This is a genomic window from Actinomadura sp. 9N407, from assembly GCF_044326315.1.
Classification (GTDB): Bacteria; Actinomycetota; Actinomycetes; order Streptosporangiales; family Streptosporangiaceae; genus Spirillospora.
In genome coordinates, this window is sequence record NZ_JBIRAW010000043.1 from 1 (window position 1) to 17,249 (window position 17,249).

The following is a 17,249-nucleotide window of genomic DNA, read 5'->3' on the forward strand; positions in this document are numbered from 1 at the left end:
GCGGGACGGCGAACACGCCACGAGTCAACGCGCTGGGGGCGGGTGGCCGCCCAGGCGGGTGGTCAGGGCGGCGGCGGTGGTCCGTACGGCTGCGGCCAGCGCCGGCCAGGTCTCCTGGGGGCGGCTCTCGCGGCGGAACGTCACCGTGATCGCCGCCGTCGGATGGCCGGTGTGGTCGAACGAGCAGGCCGCGATGCTGGCGAGGCCCTCGGTGATGTGGCCGTCCTCGGACGACCAGCCGCGCCGGGCGTCCTCGGCCAGGACCCGCCGCAACTCGCGCAGTGATGCCGGGCCCTGTCCCGTACGGTCCACGAAGGGCCCGGGGAACAGGGCCCGTACCTGTGCCGCGGGCAGGAACGCCAGCATGGAACGGCCGCTGGCGGTGAGCTGCGCCGGCATCCGTACGCCCACGTCCGTCACCAGCGTCGCGTGCCGCGGCGGCTGCTCCTTCAGCAGGTAGAGGGTCTCGGCCCCGTGCAGGACGCCGAGCTGGGCGATCTCGCCCACCCGGTCGACCAGCCGGCGCAGCAGCGGCCGGGCGAGGCGTTCGAGCGGGCCGTGCCGCAGGTAGGCCGAGCCGATCTCGAACGCCGCGACGCCCAGCCCCCAGCGCCGTTCCTCCGGTACGTACGCGACGAAGCCGTCCTCGGCCATCGCGGTCAGCAGGTGGTACGTGCTCGACCTGGGCAGTTCCAGGGAGCGCGCGATCGCCGAGGCGGGCAACGGCCCGGCCGAGGCCGCCAGCAGCCGCAGCACCGCCAGCGCCCGCCGCGCGGCCGGTACCTGTCCCATCGAGCCCATCCTCGCATTGTCTCGTATGTGAGACACAACGGCGTCGCAGGCCCTCCTTTCCGGGGGCGCTTGCCGTTGGAATGGTGGGTATGGCCTTTGCATGGGACGGACGGGGCGGCATGGCTGAGTCGGGTAGTGAGTCGGGCAGCAGTGAGCCGGGCGGCATGGGGGAGACGCACGTCGAGGTCGGGCCGGAGCCGCTGACCTTCGGCCGGGTCATGGCGGTGGCACGGAACGGCGCACCGATCGCGCTGACCCACGAAGCGGTCAAGCTGATGGCGGCGTCGCGGGCGCACATCGAGGAGCTGTCGGCGCGCCCCACGCCGGTGTACGGGGTGTCGACAGGCTTCGGGGCACTCGCGACCCGGCACATCGCTCCCGACCTGCGGGCGCAGCTCCAGCTCAACATCGTCCGCTCGCACGCGGCCGGGTCGGGCCCGGAGGTGGAACGGGAGGTCGTCCGGGCGCTGATGCTGCTGCGCCTGCGTACCCTCGCCACCGGCCGTACGGGCGTCCAGCCGGTCACGGCCCAGACGCTGGCCGCGATGCTGAACGCGGGGATCACGCCGATCGTGCACGAGTACGGCAGCCTGGGCTGTTCCGGGGACCTCGCGCCGCTGGCACATGTGGCGCTGGCACTGATCGGCGAGGGTCCGGTACGGGACGCGTCCGGCGAGCTGAAGCCCGCCGCCGAGGCCCTCGCCGCCGCCGGGATCGAGCCGGTCACGCTCGGCGCGAAGGAAGGGCTCGCGCTCCTGAACGGCACGGACGGGATGCTCGGCATGCTCGTCCTGGCCATCGGGGACCTGCGCCGGCTGCTGACCGCCGCCGATGTCGCCGCCGCGATGACCGTCGAGGCGCTGCTGGGCACCGACCGCGTCTTCGCCGCCGACCTGCAGGACCTGCGGCCGCATCCCGGGCAGTCCGCTTCGGCCGCCAACCTGCGCAAGCTGCTGGCCGCCTCGGAGATCATGGAGTCGCACCGGGGGCCGGACTGCACCCGTGTCCAGGACGCCTACTCGCTGCGCTGCTCCCCGCAGGTGAACGGGGCGGCCCGGGACACGCTCGCGCACGCCGAGCTGGTCGCGTCCCGCGAGCTGGCCTCGGCCGTCGACAACCCGGTGGTCCTGGCGGACGGCCGGGTGGAGTCCAACGGCAACTTCCACGGCGCGCCCGTCGGGTACGTCCTGGACTTCCTGGCCATTCCGGCCGCCGATCTGGCCTCGATGTCCGAACGGCGTACCGACCGGATGCTCGACCGGAACCGCTCGTCCGGACTGCCGGCGTTCCTGGCCGACGACCCGGGGGTGGACTCGGGGCACATGATCGCCCAGTACACGCAGGCGTCGATCGTCTCCGAGCTGAAGCGGCTGGCCGCGCCCGCCAGCGCCGACTCCATCCCCAGTTCGGCGATGCAGGAGGACCACGTCTCGATGGGCTGGAACGCCGCCCGCCAGCTGCGCCGGTCGGTGGACGGGCTCGCCCAGGTGATCGGGATCGAGATCCTCACGGCCGCCCGAGCGCTCGACCTGCGCCGCCCGCTGCGTCCCGGGCCGGCCACCGGCGCCGTCGTCGCGGCGCTGCGCGAGCACGTCCAGGGCCCCGGGCCCGACCGGCATCTGTCGCCGGAGATCGCGCTCGCCACCGATCTCGTCCGCGACGGGACGCTCGTCGCCGCCGCCGAGTCCGTCACCGGTCCCTTGTCTTAGAAGCACAGTCGTAAAGCCCTCTGTCCTAGAAGGAGGAGTCATCATGTCCGGACCCCGTCCCGTACGCGCGCCGCGCGGCCTGGCGCCGACCGCGACCAAGGGGTGGCCGCAGGAGGCCGCGCTGCGCATGCTGATGAACAACCTCGACCCCGAGGTGGCCGAGCACCCGGACGAGCTGATCGTGTACGGGGGTTCCGGCAAGGCGGCCCGCAGCTGGGACGCCTTCGACGGGATCGTCCGTTCGCTGGGCGGCCTGGAGGGGGACGAGACGCTGCTCGTCCAGTCCGGCAAGCCCGTCGGGATCTTCCGTACGCACGAGTGGGCGCCGCGCGTGCTCATCGCGAACTCCAACCTCGTCCCGCAGTGGGCGACCTGGGAGGAGTTCCGGCGGCTGGAGTCGCTGGGGCTGACGATGTTCGGGCAGATGACCGCCGGGTCGTGGATCTACATCGGGACGCAGGGCATCCTGCAGGGTACGTACGAGACGTTCGCCGCCGTGGCCGAGAAGCTCAGCCGGCAAGGCTCGGGCAACGGCCTGCAGGGCAGCGCGTCCCTGGCCGGGACGATCACGCTGACCGCGGGCCTGGGCGGGATGGGCGGCGCGCAGCCGCTCGCCGTCACGATGAACGGCGGCGTCGTGATCTGCATCGAGTGCGACCCGTCCCGCATCGAGCGCCGGGTCGCGCACGGCTACTGCGACCGGACGGCCGGCTCGCTGGACGAGGCGCTCCGGCTGGCCGAGGAGGCCAAGGCCAAGCGGGTGCCGCTGTCCATCGCCGTACTCGGCAACGCCGCCGACGTCGTACCGGAACTGCTGCGCCGCCACGCGCCGATCGACATCGTCACGGACCAGACCAGCGCGCACGACCCCCTGATGTACCTGCCGCGCGGCGTCGCGTTCGAGGACTGGGCCGCCGAGCGCGACAAGGACCCCGAGGGGTTCATCGCGAAGGCGCGCCAGTCGATGGCCGTGCACGTGGAGGCGATGGTCGCCTTCCAGGACGCGGGCGCCGAGGTCTTCGACTACGGCAACTCCATCCGGGGCGAGGCGCAGCTGGCGGGGTACGAGCGGGCGTTCGCGTTCCCCGGCTTCGTGCCCGCCTACATCCGCCCGCTGTTCTGCGAGGGCAAGGGCCCGTTCCGGTGGGCCGCCCTGTCCGGTGACCCCAAGGACATCGCGCGTACCGACAAGGCGATCCTCGACCTGTTCCCCGACAACGAGCCGCTGACCCGCTGGATCAAGATGGCGGGGGAGCGGGTGCGGTTCCAGGGCCTGCCGTCCCGGATCTGCTGGCTCGGGTACGGCGAGCGCGACAAGGCCGGGGCCGTCTTCAACGACCTGGTCGCCCGGGGCGAGATCAGCGCGCCGATCGTGCTGGGCCGCGACCATCTCGACTGCGGCTCGGTCGCCTCCCCGTACCGGGAGACCGAGGGCATGGCGGACGGATCGGACGCGATCGCCGACTGGCCGCTGCTGAACGCGATGCTCAACACGGCCTCGGGCGCCACCTGGGTCTCGATCCACCACGGCGGCGGCGTCGGCATGGGCCGTTCCATCCACGCCGGCCAGGTCTGCGTCGCCGACGGGACGGACCTGGCCGCGCAGAAGCTGGAACGCGTCCTGACCAACGACCCGGGCACCGGCGTGATGCGGCACGTCGACGCCGGCTACGACAGGGCCGTCGAGGTCGCCACCGAACGAGGCGTACGCGTCCCGTCACTAGAGCACTCCCACGAGCACGCCCCGGAGACAGGCGCGGCGGAGTCGTGAGCTTCGAGGAGATGTGGGCGGACCTGCTGCCCATCGGCCGTGACCCGGATTCCGGCGGTTACCACCGCTTCGCGTGGACGCCGCCCGAGCTGGAGTGCCGTGCCTGGTTCGTGGACGAGGCGCGCAAGCGTGACCTCGAGATCGAGACCGACGCGAACGGCAATCTGTTCGCCTGGTGGCTTCCCGCGGACAGCAGCCGCGGCGACGCCGTCCTGACCGGAAGCCATCTGGACTCGGTGCCCGGCGGCGGCGCGTACGACGGGCCGCTCGGGATCGTGTCGGCGTTCGCCGCGATCGATCTCCTGCGGGAGCGCCGCGTCCAGCTCGCGCGCCCCATCGGTGTCGCCGCCTTCGCCGAGGAGGAAGGAGCCCGCTTCGGCGTCGCCTGCCTGGGCTCCCGCCTTCTCAGCGGCGCGATCGCCCCGTACCGGGCCCGGGGCCTGCGCGACCGCGACGGCCACGCGTTCGCCGACGTCCTGACCCGCCACGGCCTGGACCCGGAACGGATCGGTCCCGACGACGACCTGCTCGGCCGCATCGGCTGCCACGTCGAACTGCACATCGAGCAGGGCCGCGCGCTCGACGTGCCGGTCGGCGTCGCGAGCGCGATCGTCCCGCACGGCCGCTGGCGGTTCGGCTTCACCGGCGAGGGCAACCACGCGGGAACCACGCACCTGAAGGACCGTCGCGACCCCATGCTGCCGTTCGCCCACCTCGTCCTGGCCGCCCGCCAGGCCGCCGAGCGCCACGGCACCCTCACGACCGTGGGCAAGGTCGAGGTGACCCCGAACGGCGTGAACGCGATCGCCTCCTCCGTCACCGCCTGGCTGGACGGCCGGGGCCCGGCCGACGACGCCGTACGGCGTACCGTCGCGGAGATCCATGAGGCGGCCCAGAAGGCCGCCCGCGAGCACGGCGTCACCGTCGACCTGGCCGAGGAGTCGTACTCCGAGGTCGTCGGCTTCGACACGACCCTCCGCGACCGCCTGGCCGAAACCCTCGCCCGGTCGGAGAACGCGGCGCAGCCCTCGGGGCCCGAGCCGTCCGGAGGCCCCGGGAGCGTCCGCGTCCTTCCCACAGGCGCCGGCCACGACGCCGGGATCCTGGCGTCCCGGCTGCCCACGGCGATGCTCTTCGTCCGCAACCCGACCGGGATCTCGCATGCTCCGGCCGAGCACGCGGACAGGGATGACTGTCTGGCCGGAGTGGAGGCTCTCACCATCGCGCTCGAAGAACTGGCAGGAGGGCTCGAAGAGCCCGCAGCCGGGCTCAAAGCGCCGGCAGCCGGGTAAAGAGTCCGATATGCAATGGCATGCCGAGTTTGCCTGGCTTGGTGACCAGGTGGCCGCCGATGTGCTCATCGAGGCCGACGGCGAGCGCTTCACCACCGTCACTCGTGGCGTCCCGGCCCCGCCGGGCGCGCTCCGCCTCGCCGGGCTCACCCTCCCCGGCCTGGCCAACGCCCACTCCCACGCCTTCCACCGCGCCCTGCGCGGCCGCGCTCAGGGAGGCGGCGCCCAAGCGAGCAAGATCCCCGCGGAGACCGGCCAGGGCGGGAGCGGGACGTTCTGGACGTGGCGCGACCAGATGTACAGGATCGCCGACCGTCTCGATCCCGACACCTATCGCGCCCTGGCGAGGGCCGTCTTCGCCGAGATGGCCATGGCGGGCATCAGTTGCGTGGGCGAGTTCCACTACCTGCATCACCGGCCGGGCGGCGCCCCGTACGGCAACCCCAACGCGATGGGCGAGGCACTGATCGCCGCCGCGGACGACGCGGGCATCAGGATCACGCTTCTCGACACCTGCTACCTCGCGGGTGGGATCGGGCAGCCGCTGACGGGCCCGCAGTTGCGCTTCAACGACGGCAGTGCGGGCAATTGGGCGCGCCGTGTCGACAGCCTGTACGAGCAGACCGACAAGGCGGGGCGCCTGCATGCCCGCGTCGGTGCCGCGATCCATTCCGTACGCGCCGTACCGCGCGAGCAGATCAGCGCCGTCGCGGGCTGGGCCAAGGACCACCAGGCGCCCCTCCACGTCCACCTCTCCGAGCAGCCCGCGGAGAACGAGGAGTGCCTGGAGGCGTACGGGATGACCCCGTCCCGGCTGCTGGCCGAGTGCGGCGCGCTCGGCGCCCGTACCGTCGCCGTCCACGCCACCCACCTCGCCCCCGAGGACATCGACCTGCTCGGGACCACGATGACCGGCGTCTGCATGTGCCCGACCACCGAACGCGACCTCGCCGACGGCATCGGTCCCGCCCGCGACCTGGCCCGTGCCGGCGCCCCGATCTGCCTCGGCTCCGACCAGCACGCGGTGATCGACCTGTTCGAGGAGGCCCGCGCGGTCGAGCTGAACGAGCGGCTGCGTACCCGCGAGCGCGGCCACTGGTCCGCCGGTGAACTCCTCGCCGCCGCCACCTGGAACGGCCACTACGCCTTGGGCTGGCCCGAGGCCGGGCGGCTGGAACCGGGCGCGTACGCCGACCTGGTCACCGTCGCGCTCGACTCCGTCCGTACGGCGGGCACGGTGGTTCCGGAGGGCTCGGCTCCCGGCACCGCGGCCGTCTTCGCCGCAGAGGCCGCCGTCTTCGCCGCCACCGCCGCCGATGTCCGTACGGTCGTGGTCTCCGGCCGGGAGATCGTCCGCGACGGCCGCCACCTGCTCGTGAACGACGTCCCGTCCGCCCTCCAGGAGGCCATCGCCAGCGTGACCGCGGAGCCCTCCGAGGACTGACCTCGGGCCGCTCCGGTGATGCGGTGATCAGGCCTGGGGATGCGGAGAGTGATATCGCCGTTTTCCCGCGCGGATGCCCCTGAATGTGGTTCTTTGCATGGTCGGGAATATTGGTTTGCACGGGGACGTGGGGCATGTTGCGACGTTTGATGCTATTTGTCGGTATTTTTATGACGGTGTTCGCCATGGTCGGGCCGGCACCGGCAATGGCGCAGGGCCCCGCTCTGGTGATCGACATGGCCGGCGTGCTGCGGACCTCCGAGGTGCGCCCCCATGCCGCGGCGCTGCCGGGTCCGGTACGGATCTACACCGCTCGGCAGCCGTCCACCCAGACCGCGTTCGGGACCTGGGTGACGAGCAAGCGGACCTCGTCGGACATGGTGGTGTTCGGGTACAACCCGACACTCGACTACCTCTACTACAGTGCCGGCCCGGCGTCGGGCGTCACCCGTTCGGACATGACGACGGCCACCGGAGAGTTCAACCGCACGGCCCGCTCCACGAGCGATCTGACCCTCAGCTTCACCGCGATGCTGAGATCGCTGCGCGCGACCGCGACGACGTCCTCGCCGACCTCACCGGAGCCCGGCCCTTCGAGCACCTACACAGGGGTGCCGGACACCGATATCGACACCGACGTCACCACCGGCGGGCGGCGCCGCGGCGGCGGTATCGGCAAGCTGATCATCTTCGGCGTGATCGCCCTGATCGTGCTGGCGGTCGGCGGCGTGGCCAAGCTCGCCAAGGGCGGTAGCAAGCCGGCGCCCCCGTACGGTCCGGGCATGCAGCCTATGGGCGGCCCCCAGCCTCCGATGCCCGGCGCTTCGTACCCGCCCCAGCCCGGTCAGGCGTACCCGCCCCAGCAGGGCGGGTACCCGCCGCAGCAGGGCGCCCCGTACCCGCCCCAGCCCGGCGCGCAGCAGCCGCCCCCACCCCAGCAAGGCGGTCAGGGCTGGCCTCCCCAGCAGCCCGCTCAGCCGGTCGGGCAGGGCTACCCGCCCGCGCCGCCCGCGGCTCCGGGGGGATACGGGCCTCCGCCCGCGCCGCCCGGGTCCGGCTACCCGCCGCCCCAGCCGCCGAGCCACGGAGGGCCTCCGCAGCAGGGCTGGTGAACTCCGCTTCGACCCCGCGCCGTTGAACGGCCGGGGTCGAAGTCGCTCAGGCCCCACGCGCGCCCGGAAACGTCTCGCATTTCAGACGATCATGGGCCCTGGATGCGGTGAAAGTAGCCCGTCCAGTGCGATGCTGGGCCGATGAGCGTGGTCATCAGGAACGTGGGGGAACTGGTCACCAACGAGCCCGGACTCGGGGACGGGCCGCTCGGGCTCGTACGGGACGCGGCGCTCGTCCTGGACGGGAACGAGGTCGCCTGGGTAGGGCCGTCGTCAGAGGCGCCCGAGGCCGACGAGGCGTACGACGCGGCCGGGCGCGCGGTGATGCCGGGCTTCGTGGACTCGCACGCGCACCTCGTCTTCGCGGGGGAACGGGCCGAGGAGTTCGCGGCACGGATGAGCGGCCGCCCGTACGCCGCCGGCGGCATCAGGACGACCGTCGCGAAGACACGGGCCGCCACCGACGAGGACCTGCGCGCCAACCTGCGGCGCCTGGTGAACGAGATGGCGCGCCAGGGGACGACCACGGTCGAGTGCAAGTCCGGCTACGGCCTCTCCGTGGAGCAGGAGGAACGGGCCGTACGGATCGCGTCCGAAGTCGTCGACGAGGTCACGTTCCTCGGGGCCCACGTCGTACCGTCCGAGTACGCCGACGACGCCGCCGGGTACACGCACCTCGTCGCGACCGAGATGCTGGCCGCGTGCGCTCCGCATGCGCGCTGGATCGATGTCTTCTGCGAGACCGGGGCGTTCGATGCGGACCAGGCCCGGGAAGTGCTGGAAGCGGGAATCAAGGCCGGGCTGATGCCTCGCATGCACGCCAACCAGCTGCGTCCCGGCCCCGGCGTACGCCTCGCGGTCGAACTGGGAGCGGCCTCCGCCGACCACTGCACCTTCCTCACGGATGAGGACGTGGATGCCCTCGCGGGCTCGGAAACAGTGGCGACGCTCCTCCCGGGAGTCGAGTTCTCGACCCGCCAGCCGTACCCCGACGCCCGCCGCATCATCGACGCCGGAGCCACGGTCGCGCTGGCCACCGACTGCAACCCGGGCTCCTGCTACAGCTCGAGCATGGCGTTCTGTATCGCGGTCGCCGTACGGGACATGCACATGACCCCCGCCGAAGCGGTCTGGGCCGCCACAGCGGGGGGCGCGCGGGCGCTGCGCCGTACCGACGTCGGACACCTGGCGGTGGGAGCCCGCGCGGATGTCCTGATGCTGGACGCACCCTCGTACATCCATCTCGCCTACCGCCCAGGCGTCCCCCAAGTCGCCGCCGTATGGCAGAACGGCCGGCAAACCGCGTAGCTAAAACACCGTGTAGCTAAAACACCGGTTTGTCGGCGGCGATCAGCGTGACGGTGGTGAGCGGGATCGGGAGCGCGATCGGTTCGATGTGGTCAAGGCGCAGCCCGGCTTGGTACAGGGCATGGCGCAGGCCGGCCGATGGTCTGGCGCTCTTGCGGAGGTGACCGGGCCACCGGCCTCGCAGGCGCGGCGCGGGGTGCCGGCGGGGGCGGCCGGGCCGGAGGGTGACCGTGGGCGGGGCCAGCGCGTCGCTGAGCGCGGCGTCGGCGATCACGATGGTGCCGCCGGGCGCGGTGACGCGGCCGATCTCGATCAGGCCCTGGGGCGGGTCGCGCCAGTGCCGCAGCGACAGGGTGCTGACGACCAGGTCGAAGACGCCGTCGCGGAAGGGCAGCGCTTCGGCGCGGGACCGGAGCCATACCGCTGCTGGAGCGCCCTGGCGATCGGAGGCCGCCCGCGTGAGCATTTCGGTGCAGGGGTCGATGCCGATCGTCGGCACGTCCGGGTAGTAGCGGGCGCAGGCGCTGGTCAGGCGCCCGGTGCCGCAGCCGACGTCCAGGATCTGAGTGGGACAGGGCATGTGGCGGCGGGCGTGGCCGAGTACCTGGTGGTGCACCGGCTCATACAGCACCCGCTGCAGTTGGCTGGTGTCGTAGCCGCAGGCCCACCGGGCAAAACTCGCCGGACGGCCCGGCGAGCCGCGCGCATCGGGCAGATCGGCCGGGTCGGACAGGGACGTCACCCGTTCAGCGTCTCACCGCCCGCCGTCCGGTCAACCCCCTGGAGAGGGCCGGCCTGCGTGGACGAGCGGCCGCAATGTTGTTTCTGGCCCTTGCCGGTGGGGTCCAGGCGCATCAGCGCGAGGTAGATGCACTCGAGGGCGGCCTGCTCGTTGGGGAAGTGGCCGCGGGCGCGGACGGCCTTGCGGATGCGGGCTGTCAATCCTGGCCCGACGTGGGTTTCTCAGAGGGCGATGGAGCGATGGCTGAGGGCTCGGTCGACGATGTCGGCGGGCGATGCCTCGGTCAGCTCGGGAGGCGGGTGGTAGATCAGGTCGTGAACGCCGGGATAGGTGACATTGGCTTGGAGGAGCCGCAGGTAGTAGTCGGAATCCGAGTCGGCGGCCAAGACCCTGCGGACGGTCTCGATGAGCTCGTCGCGGGTGATGTCAGGGACTCGTGGATATGCGGGTCGAGCGGCTTCCAGAGCGAAGTCTTCGAGGTCGCGCCAGCCGTGGTACTCCGCGAAGTCGGACCGGCCGTACTGATGGCCGGTCGAACTGTTGAAGGACGTGATCGCCTCGTCGGCGGGCCGGCCGGTGGCCAGGAGGTCGGAGATCCGTTCTATCTCCCGGCTGAGGTGTTCGAGGTGTTGCTGGTCCGCCGGAGGCGGCAGCAACTCGGGACGCAGATCCATGCCAGGAATTATGGGCCTTGCCGGACTTCGACGATCGGCGAGAGTGCCGCTGTGGCCGGAACGCCAATCTGGCCGGGCGTCGGTGGTCGAGGTCGCATACCGGCGCTCGACCCACTCCGCCCAGGCGGGCGAGGTCCCTTCGATCGCGAACGGGCCGGGGCCGTGAACGGGTGAGGGCGGCGGGTCGGCGAAGCCGAGAGCGGCCGGGGCCCGATGCACTCCGTGCAGAGCGCCCTGCTGACCGCCATCGCCTGGTCGGCCCGCAGCCACAGCAACATGCCGGCGGACAGATCTTGCGGCGACGTGGCCCGCGCCTATCCCGGCCCACGTGTGAAACGCGTGGGCCGGGTAGGGCCTATCCGTGCTGAGCGAGGCACCGAACGGGAGGCAAGGAATGGCGGATTTCCTGACCGATGTCAAGACCCTGCGGGACCGGGCCCGGCAGGAGATCGAGAAAGGGCCGATCACCGAGGCGTACGGCGCGGACCGCGACCGGGTGATCCAGGTCTGCAACGAGGCGCTGGCCACCGAGATCGTGTGCACGCTGCGTTACAAGCGCCACTACTTCACCGCGACCGGCATCCACGCCGAGTCGGTGGCGTCGGAATTCCTCGAGCACGCCAACGAGGAGCAGGAGCACGCCGACATGCTCGCCACCCGTATCGTCCAGCTGGGCGGCGACCCGGACTTCGCACCCGACACCCTCACCACCCGCTCGCACGCCGAGTACGGAGCCAGCCTCGACCTGGTCACGATGATCAAGGAGGACCTGGTCGCCGAACGCGTCGCGATCATGTCGTACACCGAGATCGTCCAGTGGCTCGGCAACGACGACCCCACCACCAAGCGCGTCTTCGAGCGCATCCTGGCGCAAGAGGAAGAGCACGCCGACGACCTCCGCGGCCTCCTGGAACGCCTCCCCAAGGACATCGCCTGAGCAGGGCCTGCGGCCGGTAGCCGGCGGATGCCGAGGACACGCACGACCGCGTCCTCGGCATGCGTGCTCAGCGTGGATGGCAGTCGTCGGCGGTGCCGACCAGGGCCAGGTGCAGGTGTACGGACGCGCCGAGCCAGAAACCCCAGCAGAGGTCGTTCCCGCACCGCAGTTCGTAGAGGGCCAGCCCGAAGCGGGTCTGCTCCGGGATCCGTACGGCCTCCTGGCCGGCCTGCGCTTTGATCGGCTCCCATTGCCGGTGTAGCCAGCCCACGGCGTCCTCCGGAGTGGTGGTCACCTGCCGAAGGCTCCGGGCGGGCTTGCGGAGCCAGTCGCGCACCGACTGGGGAGCGAGGTCGGTCATCAGGTCGCGCCGGGCCGCCTCGTCGGCGAACGCGCCGCCGTCCATCCGGGACACGTACGCGTGCCAGTGCAGGCCCAGACGCCGCCAGTCGTCCCGGCTCTCGTCGCGCCAGTACTCGTAGTCGAAGGGCATGTTCAGCGCTTTCGGCCCGGAGGGGCCCACCGCAGGGAGGCTGGGCGGGCCCCGGCTTCGGATGTCGTCAGATCTGGAAGTCGATGTCGAACTGTCCCGCCTTCGCCCCGGCGATGAAGCCCGCCCACTCGTGAGGCGTGAACTCCAGGGTCCCGCCCGTCTTCGTGTCCCGCACCGCGATCACTTCGGCATGGTTGGTCGCCACCTCGACGCACCTGCACCCGGAATCCTCCCCGTTGCACAGGGTCGACTTCCGAAAGTGGAACTGGCTGGACATTTCCGTGTACCTCCTGATTTCTTGTGGGTTTACCCGGCCAGCCGCATTCGAGTCAGGCCGGAAGGGGTAGGCGGCCTTCAGGGCTTGAGGCGAGCCCAGAGCCATTTGCCGCCTTTGGGATCGATCGTGTAGCCGGACTGCGCGGAGAGCGTGGCCACGAGCGTGAGCCCCCAGCCGCCGTTGTCGTCCCAGTTCTCGGGACTCAGATCGAGAGTGTCGAGCGTCAGCTCGGCAGGCGGCTTGCACGTCGGGACGCGGTCGCTGGGATCCCAGACCGCGAGGACGACCTCGCCCATGTGCTGGCTGACCTGGTACCTGATCTGCCTGCCGGCCGCCACCGCCACGGCGTTGTTGATCAGCTCGGACGCCACCAGGAATGCATCGTCCGAAATGTTTGAATAGCCCCACTTTTGAAGTCGGGCATGGGTGAGCGTTCTGGCCAAACCGGCGGCCGCTTTGGATGCCAGCATGGAGATCAGAAGGCAGTCGGACTTTGCTGTCATCACCTTGCCCCTCAGAGAGTGTTTCCTGTTTTCTCTCCCAAGGATGGCCCTCTGTGGTTAACCTCTTGTGTTGCTGTGAAAATCGGAAACACTGGAGGGGAAATGGTCAACGTTCGGGAGCCGCTCGACCCCAAGATTTCGCTCTGGCACTTCCTCGCGTACGTGCTGAGGTGCGAACGTGAGCGGCATGGCCTTTCGCTCACCCAGTGCGGGCAGATCATCGGGGCAGCCCGTTCGACTGTTTCTAATATCGAGGCGGCACGTCTCAAGATCGACGTACGCCAGGCCCAGAAGCTCGACGAGCGCTACGGGCTCCCGCGCCTGTGCGAGACGCTGCTGTGGTTCGCCCAGATGGGGCACGATCCGATGTGGTTCCAGCAGTACACGCAGTACGAGTCGCGGGCGGACGTCATCCGGGTCTATCAAGGCCAGGTCATCCCCGTCCCGCTCCAGACGGAGGACTACGCCCGTGCGTTCGTCGAACTCGGGGACAGCGCGGACGTGGAGGCGGCCATCGCGGCGCGCATGGCAAGGCAGAAGGCGCTGCTGACCCCCTCGAAGGGACCGATGCTCATCGTCCTTCTAGACGAGAACGCGCTGCATCGGCCCGTCGGTGGCCCGCAGGTCATGGCGGCGCAACTCCAACGACTCCTGGAGTTGGGTAGGCGCTCGAGAGTGATCATTCGAGTGATCCCAAGGAGTGTCGGCGCCTACGATGGTCTTGACGGGTCATTTCAGATCATGAGCCTGGAGAGCCGAGATATCGCTTATATCGGCGCATTGCGCGGTGGGCGTCTGGTGGAAGTCCCCTCCGAGGTTCGGGAGTTGGGCATGGACTTCGAGCGCATCGGGGCTATAGCTCTCTCCAGAGAGGAGTCTCGGGCTCTGATCGCGAAAGTGATGGAGGAATACCTTGATCCACAAATGGCGTAAGAGTTCGTACAGCGGAGGCTCGACCGACGAGGCATGTGTCGAGTTGGCCGGGTTGGCGGGCGGCGTAGGGGTGCGGGACTCGAAGGATCCGGACGGGGATCGGCTTGCGGTGAGCGGGTCCGCGTTCGGGCGGCTGGTGGAGCAGATCAAGCAGGGTCGGCTCGACCTGCGGTGAGCGTACGGAGCTGAGTAGTAGTGGGCCGCCGGTGGCTGCGTACCGGCGGCCCTGCGTACGAGAGGAGCAGATCCGTGATCTGGCGAAAGAGCTCTCACAGCGGAGGCGCCAACGATGCGACATGTGTCGAGTTGGCCGGGTTGCCGGGTGGCGTAGGGGTGCGGGACTCCAAAGACCCAGACGGGGACCGGCTCGCGGTGAGCGGGTTCGTGTTCGGGCGGCTGGTGGAGCAGGTCAAGCAGGGTCGGCTCGACCTGCGGTGAGCGGCGGCGTTGTCCTCCCCCGCGTCCGAGTCGCGGCTGACCTGCACAGACTGGTTGGGGAACAGGTGCCTAGGACACCCCGTATGGGCGATTCAGTCGGCGTACGGGTTGACGAAGAGATGGATGTGCTTGCGGCTGTCGCCGAAGTCGTTCACGGCGGACATCAGGGCTCGCCAGCCGTCCGGCGTCGCGGGGTACCGGTCGTCGACGAACGAGAATTCGGCTTCGCCCCTGCTGTTCACGGACGCGTCGAAGTACGCGCCTATGCCGTGCTCGTCGCGGACGTCCCAGTGGTACCCGGGGGTTTCCCGCACCTCGTACGACATATCGTCGTCGAACCGGCGGTGCAGTTCGGTGTAAAGGCGGTCCCGAGACGTACTGATGAACGCGGGCTTCGGCAGTTCACCGCCGGGGATCCTCGGTACGGCACCGGCGTCGCGGAGGGCTGCGGCCAGCCGGGCGTCGGCGTCTCCCCCGGGGTCGGGGACGCGGCCTCGTTCCCATTCCTGGATGGAGTACGGCACGGGACCGAGATCACGGCCTACGCGGAGGTCGTACAGCGTGCTCATCAGCAGGTCGATCGAGCGCAGCTTCGGATCGTTCGCGCGGTCCCGCCGGAGTGCCGCCAGCCGTTCGGCCGCCCGGGGGTCTCCTCCGGCGGCGCGGACGCGGAGGAGGGCGAGCGCCCTGTCGATGTCGCCGGCGTCGATGGTCCGGTCGACCATGGCGGCGGCCTCGTCGGGGGATGCGCGGACGATCTCGATGCGGTCCGGCCGGGACTCGAGGTCGGCGAGGTGCTCCGCCGCCCACCGTTCGGGACGGCGGCGCAGGACGGACAGGGCGTCCAGCGCGCTGCCCGAGACGATCATCAGCTCGACCAGGCAGGACGTGGTGAACCGGTCGGCCGCGTTGGGGTGGTCCCGGAGGACGCGCATGGCGTCGTCCATCCGGCCGTTCTTCAGAAACAGGCCGATCAGGGGGCGTGCGTTGTAGTCGTTCAGGGTCCCGGACTGCAGGCGGTACGCCTCGGCGGCCCCGGCGGCGTCACCCTGTTTGCGGCAGAGGTCCAGGAGCCGCTGCGCCGCGCCGGGGCTCCGCTCGGCGAAGGCGCGAAGCAAAGGGATCGCCTCTCGGTAGCGGCCCTGACGTTCCATCTCCGCGACCAGGGGTTCGGCCGAGGCGTAGCCGACCTGTTCCGGATGTCTCCGGACGGCGAGGTCGGCCAGCTTCCGGTATCCCTTGCGGCGCAGGGCGAGAATGATCCGGTCCGACACGTAGACGCCGCCGGACGACACATGGGCGCGCAGGTCGGTGGCGCGGTCCCGTTCGAGCAGCCACATGACCAGGCGCTCGGCCGCGTCCGGATCACCGGCCCTGGCCCGTTCCCGCAGCTCGTCGGTCCTGCCGTGCTCGGCCAGCAGGTACGCCAGCGAGCGGGCTGCCAGGGTCCGTTCCGCGGGCGGCTCCGCTCTTTCGGCGCAGTCGCGGAGCACGGCGATCGCATCGTCCACCCGGTCCCGGACGAGGAGCAGGTCGGCCACCTGCGCGGCCGCGGCCGCCTCGGCGATCCCGTGGTCGCGGAGGAGAGCCAGCGCGGCGGAGGAGTCATCACGTTCGATGTGCTCGGCGGCCAGGCCGTCGACACGGCGGCGGGCGTCGCCCGGCCGGAGTCTTGTACGGAGCCACTGCCACGAAACGGCCACAACCAGCGCCTCGCCTCACGTAGGTCCCGGCAATGACGCCATGGTACGGGCGTACGCGATCCGACACCGAGGGGGCAGGCGGCGGGGAGGGGGCCGGCTCGGACTCACGAACGGCTCGTACACCAATGCCGTACGGCCTCGCAGAGACTGCGACCAGCAAGAGTGCAAGGGTCGGGCTAAGGGCTGGGTCAGGGGTGGCTCCGGGGGATGCCTGATACCGGACGGCGGCGGTCCGATCGAAGATCGTGAACATGACGAGCCGCGAAGTTCGCCCCCCGAAGTTTTCCGTCCCTCCTCGGTACTCGAAGTTCTCTTCCGCAAGGCGGCGCCGGCTGGCGCTGGCAGTGGGAGCGGGTTTGCTCGCGAGCATGGCGGTGCCGTCGGCGGCTGGTGCGCTGGATAAGCCGGATTACGGTACGGCGCAGTTGCAGCGCGATGTGGACGCGCTGCGGGCAACGGGAGCGACGGGCGTACTGGCCGAGGTGAACACGCCTTCGGGGCGGCTGCGCGCGCGTGGCGGAGTCGCCGACCTCACCAGCCGCGGTCCCGTCGCCTGGGACGCCCGGCACCGGATCGGCAGTACGACCAAGACGTTCGTCTCGACGGTCGTCCTGCAACTGGTCGGCGAAGGCAGGATCGGCCTGGACGACACGGTGGAGCGATGGCTGCCGGGGGTGGTGGCGGGCAACGGCAACGATGGCGCGAAGATCACCGTTCGCCAGGTGCTCGGGCAGACCAGCGGCATCCCCGAGTACGCCGATGAGGTACCGCTCGAACGGGCCACCACGCCCGAGGAGTTCAAGCGCGAACGCTTCCGTACGTACAGGCCGGAGCAGGTGATCGCCATGGCGATGCGGCACGGGCCGGTCTTCGAGCCCGGTGAGCGCTGGGGCTACTCCAACACCAACTACGTCCTGGCCGGGATGATCATCGAGAAGGCCACGGGCGCTCCCTGGCAGCAGGCCGTCCATGAACGGATCATCGAGCGGCTCGCCCTCGGGCACACCGTCATTCCGGGGACGTCGGCCCACCTGCCGTCTCCGCGTCTGGCGGCCTACAAGCGCCGCGGTTGACCTCAAGGTTGGTTGAGGCTGGAGACTTCCCCTGTGTTGGTGTTCCGA

The 17,249-nt window shown here is 70.6% G+C and carries 19 protein-coding genes; 11 read left to right on the plus strand and 8 right to left on the minus strand.

Annotated elements, in window-relative coordinates:
• Window positions 1-24 precede the first annotated feature (24 nt).
• A complete protein-coding gene (locus ACH34Q_RS41675) occupies window positions 25-792 on the minus strand; it encodes an IclR family transcriptional regulator (protein ID WP_395988736.1) in 768 nt (255 codons plus the stop codon).
• Between the two features lie 164 nt (window positions 793-956).
• Here ACH34Q_RS41675 and hutH point away from each other — a divergent pair, with 164 nt between their 5' ends.
• The 6 genes from hutH (at window position 957) to hutI (ending at window position 9,428) form a co-directional block, all read left to right on the plus strand.
• On the plus strand, window positions 957-2,501 hold the full coding sequence (hutH, locus tag ACH34Q_RS41680; RefSeq protein WP_395988801.1) for a histidine ammonia-lyase: 1,545 nt from the start codon (window positions 957-959) through the stop codon (window positions 2,499-2,501).
• A gap of 43 nt (window positions 2,502-2,544) precedes the next feature.
• Entirely contained in the window at window positions 2,545-4,272 is a 1,728-nt protein-coding gene (hutU, locus tag ACH34Q_RS41685) for a urocanate hydratase (protein ID WP_395988737.1), read from the plus strand.
• Window positions 4,269-5,564 carry an allantoate amidohydrolase gene (locus ACH34Q_RS41690; protein ID WP_395988738.1) on the plus strand — a complete coding sequence of 432 codons (1,296 nt, stop codon included), beginning with the start codon at window positions 4,269-4,271 and terminating at the stop codon, window positions 5,562-5,564. The genes hutU and ACH34Q_RS41690 overlap by 4 nt, the downstream gene beginning before the upstream one ends.
• Window positions 5,565-5,574: 10 nt before the next feature.
• Window positions 5,575-7,008: a formimidoylglutamate deiminase gene (locus tag ACH34Q_RS41695; RefSeq protein ID WP_395988739.1), complete on the plus strand. Its 1,434-nt coding sequence runs from the start codon at window positions 5,575-5,577 to the stop codon at window positions 7,006-7,008.
• Between the two features lie 170 nt (window positions 7,009-7,178).
• Window positions 7,179-8,120: a hypothetical protein gene (locus tag ACH34Q_RS41700; RefSeq protein WP_395988740.1), complete on the plus strand. Its 942-nt coding sequence runs from the start codon at window positions 7,179-7,181 to the stop codon at window positions 8,118-8,120.
• Window positions 8,121-8,261: 141 nt separating this feature from the next.
• The gene (gene hutI / locus ACH34Q_RS41705) at window positions 8,262-9,428 is read left to right on the plus strand and encodes an imidazolonepropionase (protein ID WP_395988741.1); all 1,167 of its coding nucleotides are present in this window, start codon (window positions 8,262-8,264) and stop codon (window positions 9,426-9,428) included.
• 16 nt (window positions 9,429-9,444) lie between these two features.
• Here the strand turns inward: hutI and ACH34Q_RS41710 are convergent, their stop codons facing one another.
• From ACH34Q_RS41710 to ACH34Q_RS41720, 3 genes are read right to left on the minus strand one after another with little or no spacing between them, the layout of a single operon-like run.
• Entirely contained in the window at window positions 9,445-10,170 is a 726-nt protein-coding gene (locus ACH34Q_RS41710; RefSeq protein ID WP_395988742.1) for a class I SAM-dependent methyltransferase, read from the minus strand.
• Window positions 10,167-10,370, minus strand: a complete 204-nt coding sequence (locus tag ACH34Q_RS41715; protein WP_395988806.1) for a hypothetical protein — start codon at window positions 10,368-10,370, stop codon at window positions 10,167-10,169. Before ACH34Q_RS41715 ends, ACH34Q_RS41710 begins: the two co-directional genes overlap by 4 nt.
• A 21-nt stretch (window positions 10,371-10,391) precedes the next feature.
• Window positions 10,392-10,844 carry a hypothetical protein gene (locus ACH34Q_RS41720; RefSeq protein WP_395988743.1) on the minus strand — a complete coding sequence of 151 codons (453 nt, stop codon included), beginning with the start codon at window positions 10,842-10,844 and terminating at the stop codon, window positions 10,392-10,394.
• A 394-nt stretch (window positions 10,845-11,238) separates the two neighbouring features.
• Here ACH34Q_RS41720 and ACH34Q_RS41725 point away from each other — a divergent pair, with 394 nt between their 5' ends.
• Window positions 11,239-11,781 (plus strand): bacterioferritin, encoded by a 543-nt coding sequence (locus tag ACH34Q_RS41725; RefSeq protein WP_395988744.1) that lies wholly within the window; start codon window positions 11,239-11,241, stop codon window positions 11,779-11,781.
• 67 nt (window positions 11,782-11,848) lie between these two features.
• Here ACH34Q_RS41725 and ACH34Q_RS41730 read toward each other — a convergent pair whose 3' ends face one another.
• From ACH34Q_RS41730 to ACH34Q_RS41740, 3 genes are all read right to left on the minus strand, one after another.
• Window positions 11,849-12,274 (minus strand): hypothetical protein, encoded by a 426-nt coding sequence (locus ACH34Q_RS41730; protein ID WP_395988745.1) that lies wholly within the window; start codon window positions 12,272-12,274, stop codon window positions 11,849-11,851.
• A gap of 67 nt (window positions 12,275-12,341) precedes the next feature.
• On the minus strand, window positions 12,342-12,656 hold the full coding sequence (locus ACH34Q_RS41735) for a DUF397 domain-containing protein (protein WP_395988746.1): 315 nt from the start codon (window positions 12,654-12,656) through the stop codon (window positions 12,342-12,344).
• Window positions 12,629-13,054, minus strand: coding sequence for an ATP-binding protein (locus tag ACH34Q_RS41740; RefSeq protein WP_395988747.1), 426 nt, complete (start codon window positions 13,052-13,054; stop codon window positions 12,629-12,631). The genes ACH34Q_RS41735 and ACH34Q_RS41740 overlap by 28 nt, the downstream gene beginning before the upstream one ends.
• 102 nt (window positions 13,055-13,156) lie before the next feature.
• On the opposite strand from ACH34Q_RS41740, the gene ACH34Q_RS41745 reads away from it, so the two are divergent.
• From ACH34Q_RS41745 to ACH34Q_RS41755, 3 genes are all read left to right on the plus strand, one after another.
• Window positions 13,157-13,987: a helix-turn-helix transcriptional regulator gene (locus tag ACH34Q_RS41745; protein WP_395988748.1), complete on the plus strand. Its 831-nt coding sequence runs from the start codon at window positions 13,157-13,159 to the stop codon at window positions 13,985-13,987.
• Between the two features lie 43 nt (window positions 13,988-14,030).
• Window positions 14,031-14,162, plus strand: coding sequence for a DUF397 domain-containing protein (locus ACH34Q_RS41750; protein ID WP_395988802.1), 132 nt, complete (start codon window positions 14,031-14,033; stop codon window positions 14,160-14,162).
• Window positions 14,163-14,236: 74 nt separating this feature from the next.
• Window positions 14,237-14,425, plus strand: coding sequence for a DUF397 domain-containing protein (locus ACH34Q_RS41755; RefSeq protein ID WP_395988749.1), 189 nt, complete (start codon window positions 14,237-14,239; stop codon window positions 14,423-14,425).
• A gap of 92 nt (window positions 14,426-14,517) precedes the next feature.
• On the opposite strand, the gene ACH34Q_RS41760 is transcribed toward ACH34Q_RS41755, so the two are convergent.
• Window positions 14,518-16,128, minus strand: coding sequence for a tetratricopeptide repeat protein (locus ACH34Q_RS41760; RefSeq protein WP_395988750.1), 1,611 nt, complete (start codon window positions 16,126-16,128; stop codon window positions 14,518-14,520).
• Between the two features lie 368 nt (window positions 16,129-16,496).
• Here ACH34Q_RS41760 and ACH34Q_RS41765 point away from each other — a divergent pair, with 368 nt between their 5' ends.
• A complete protein-coding gene (locus tag ACH34Q_RS41765; RefSeq protein WP_395988751.1) occupies window positions 16,497-17,201 on the plus strand; it encodes a serine hydrolase domain-containing protein in 705 nt (234 codons plus the stop codon).
• The last annotated feature ends 48 nt before the right edge of the window (window positions 17,202-17,249 follow it).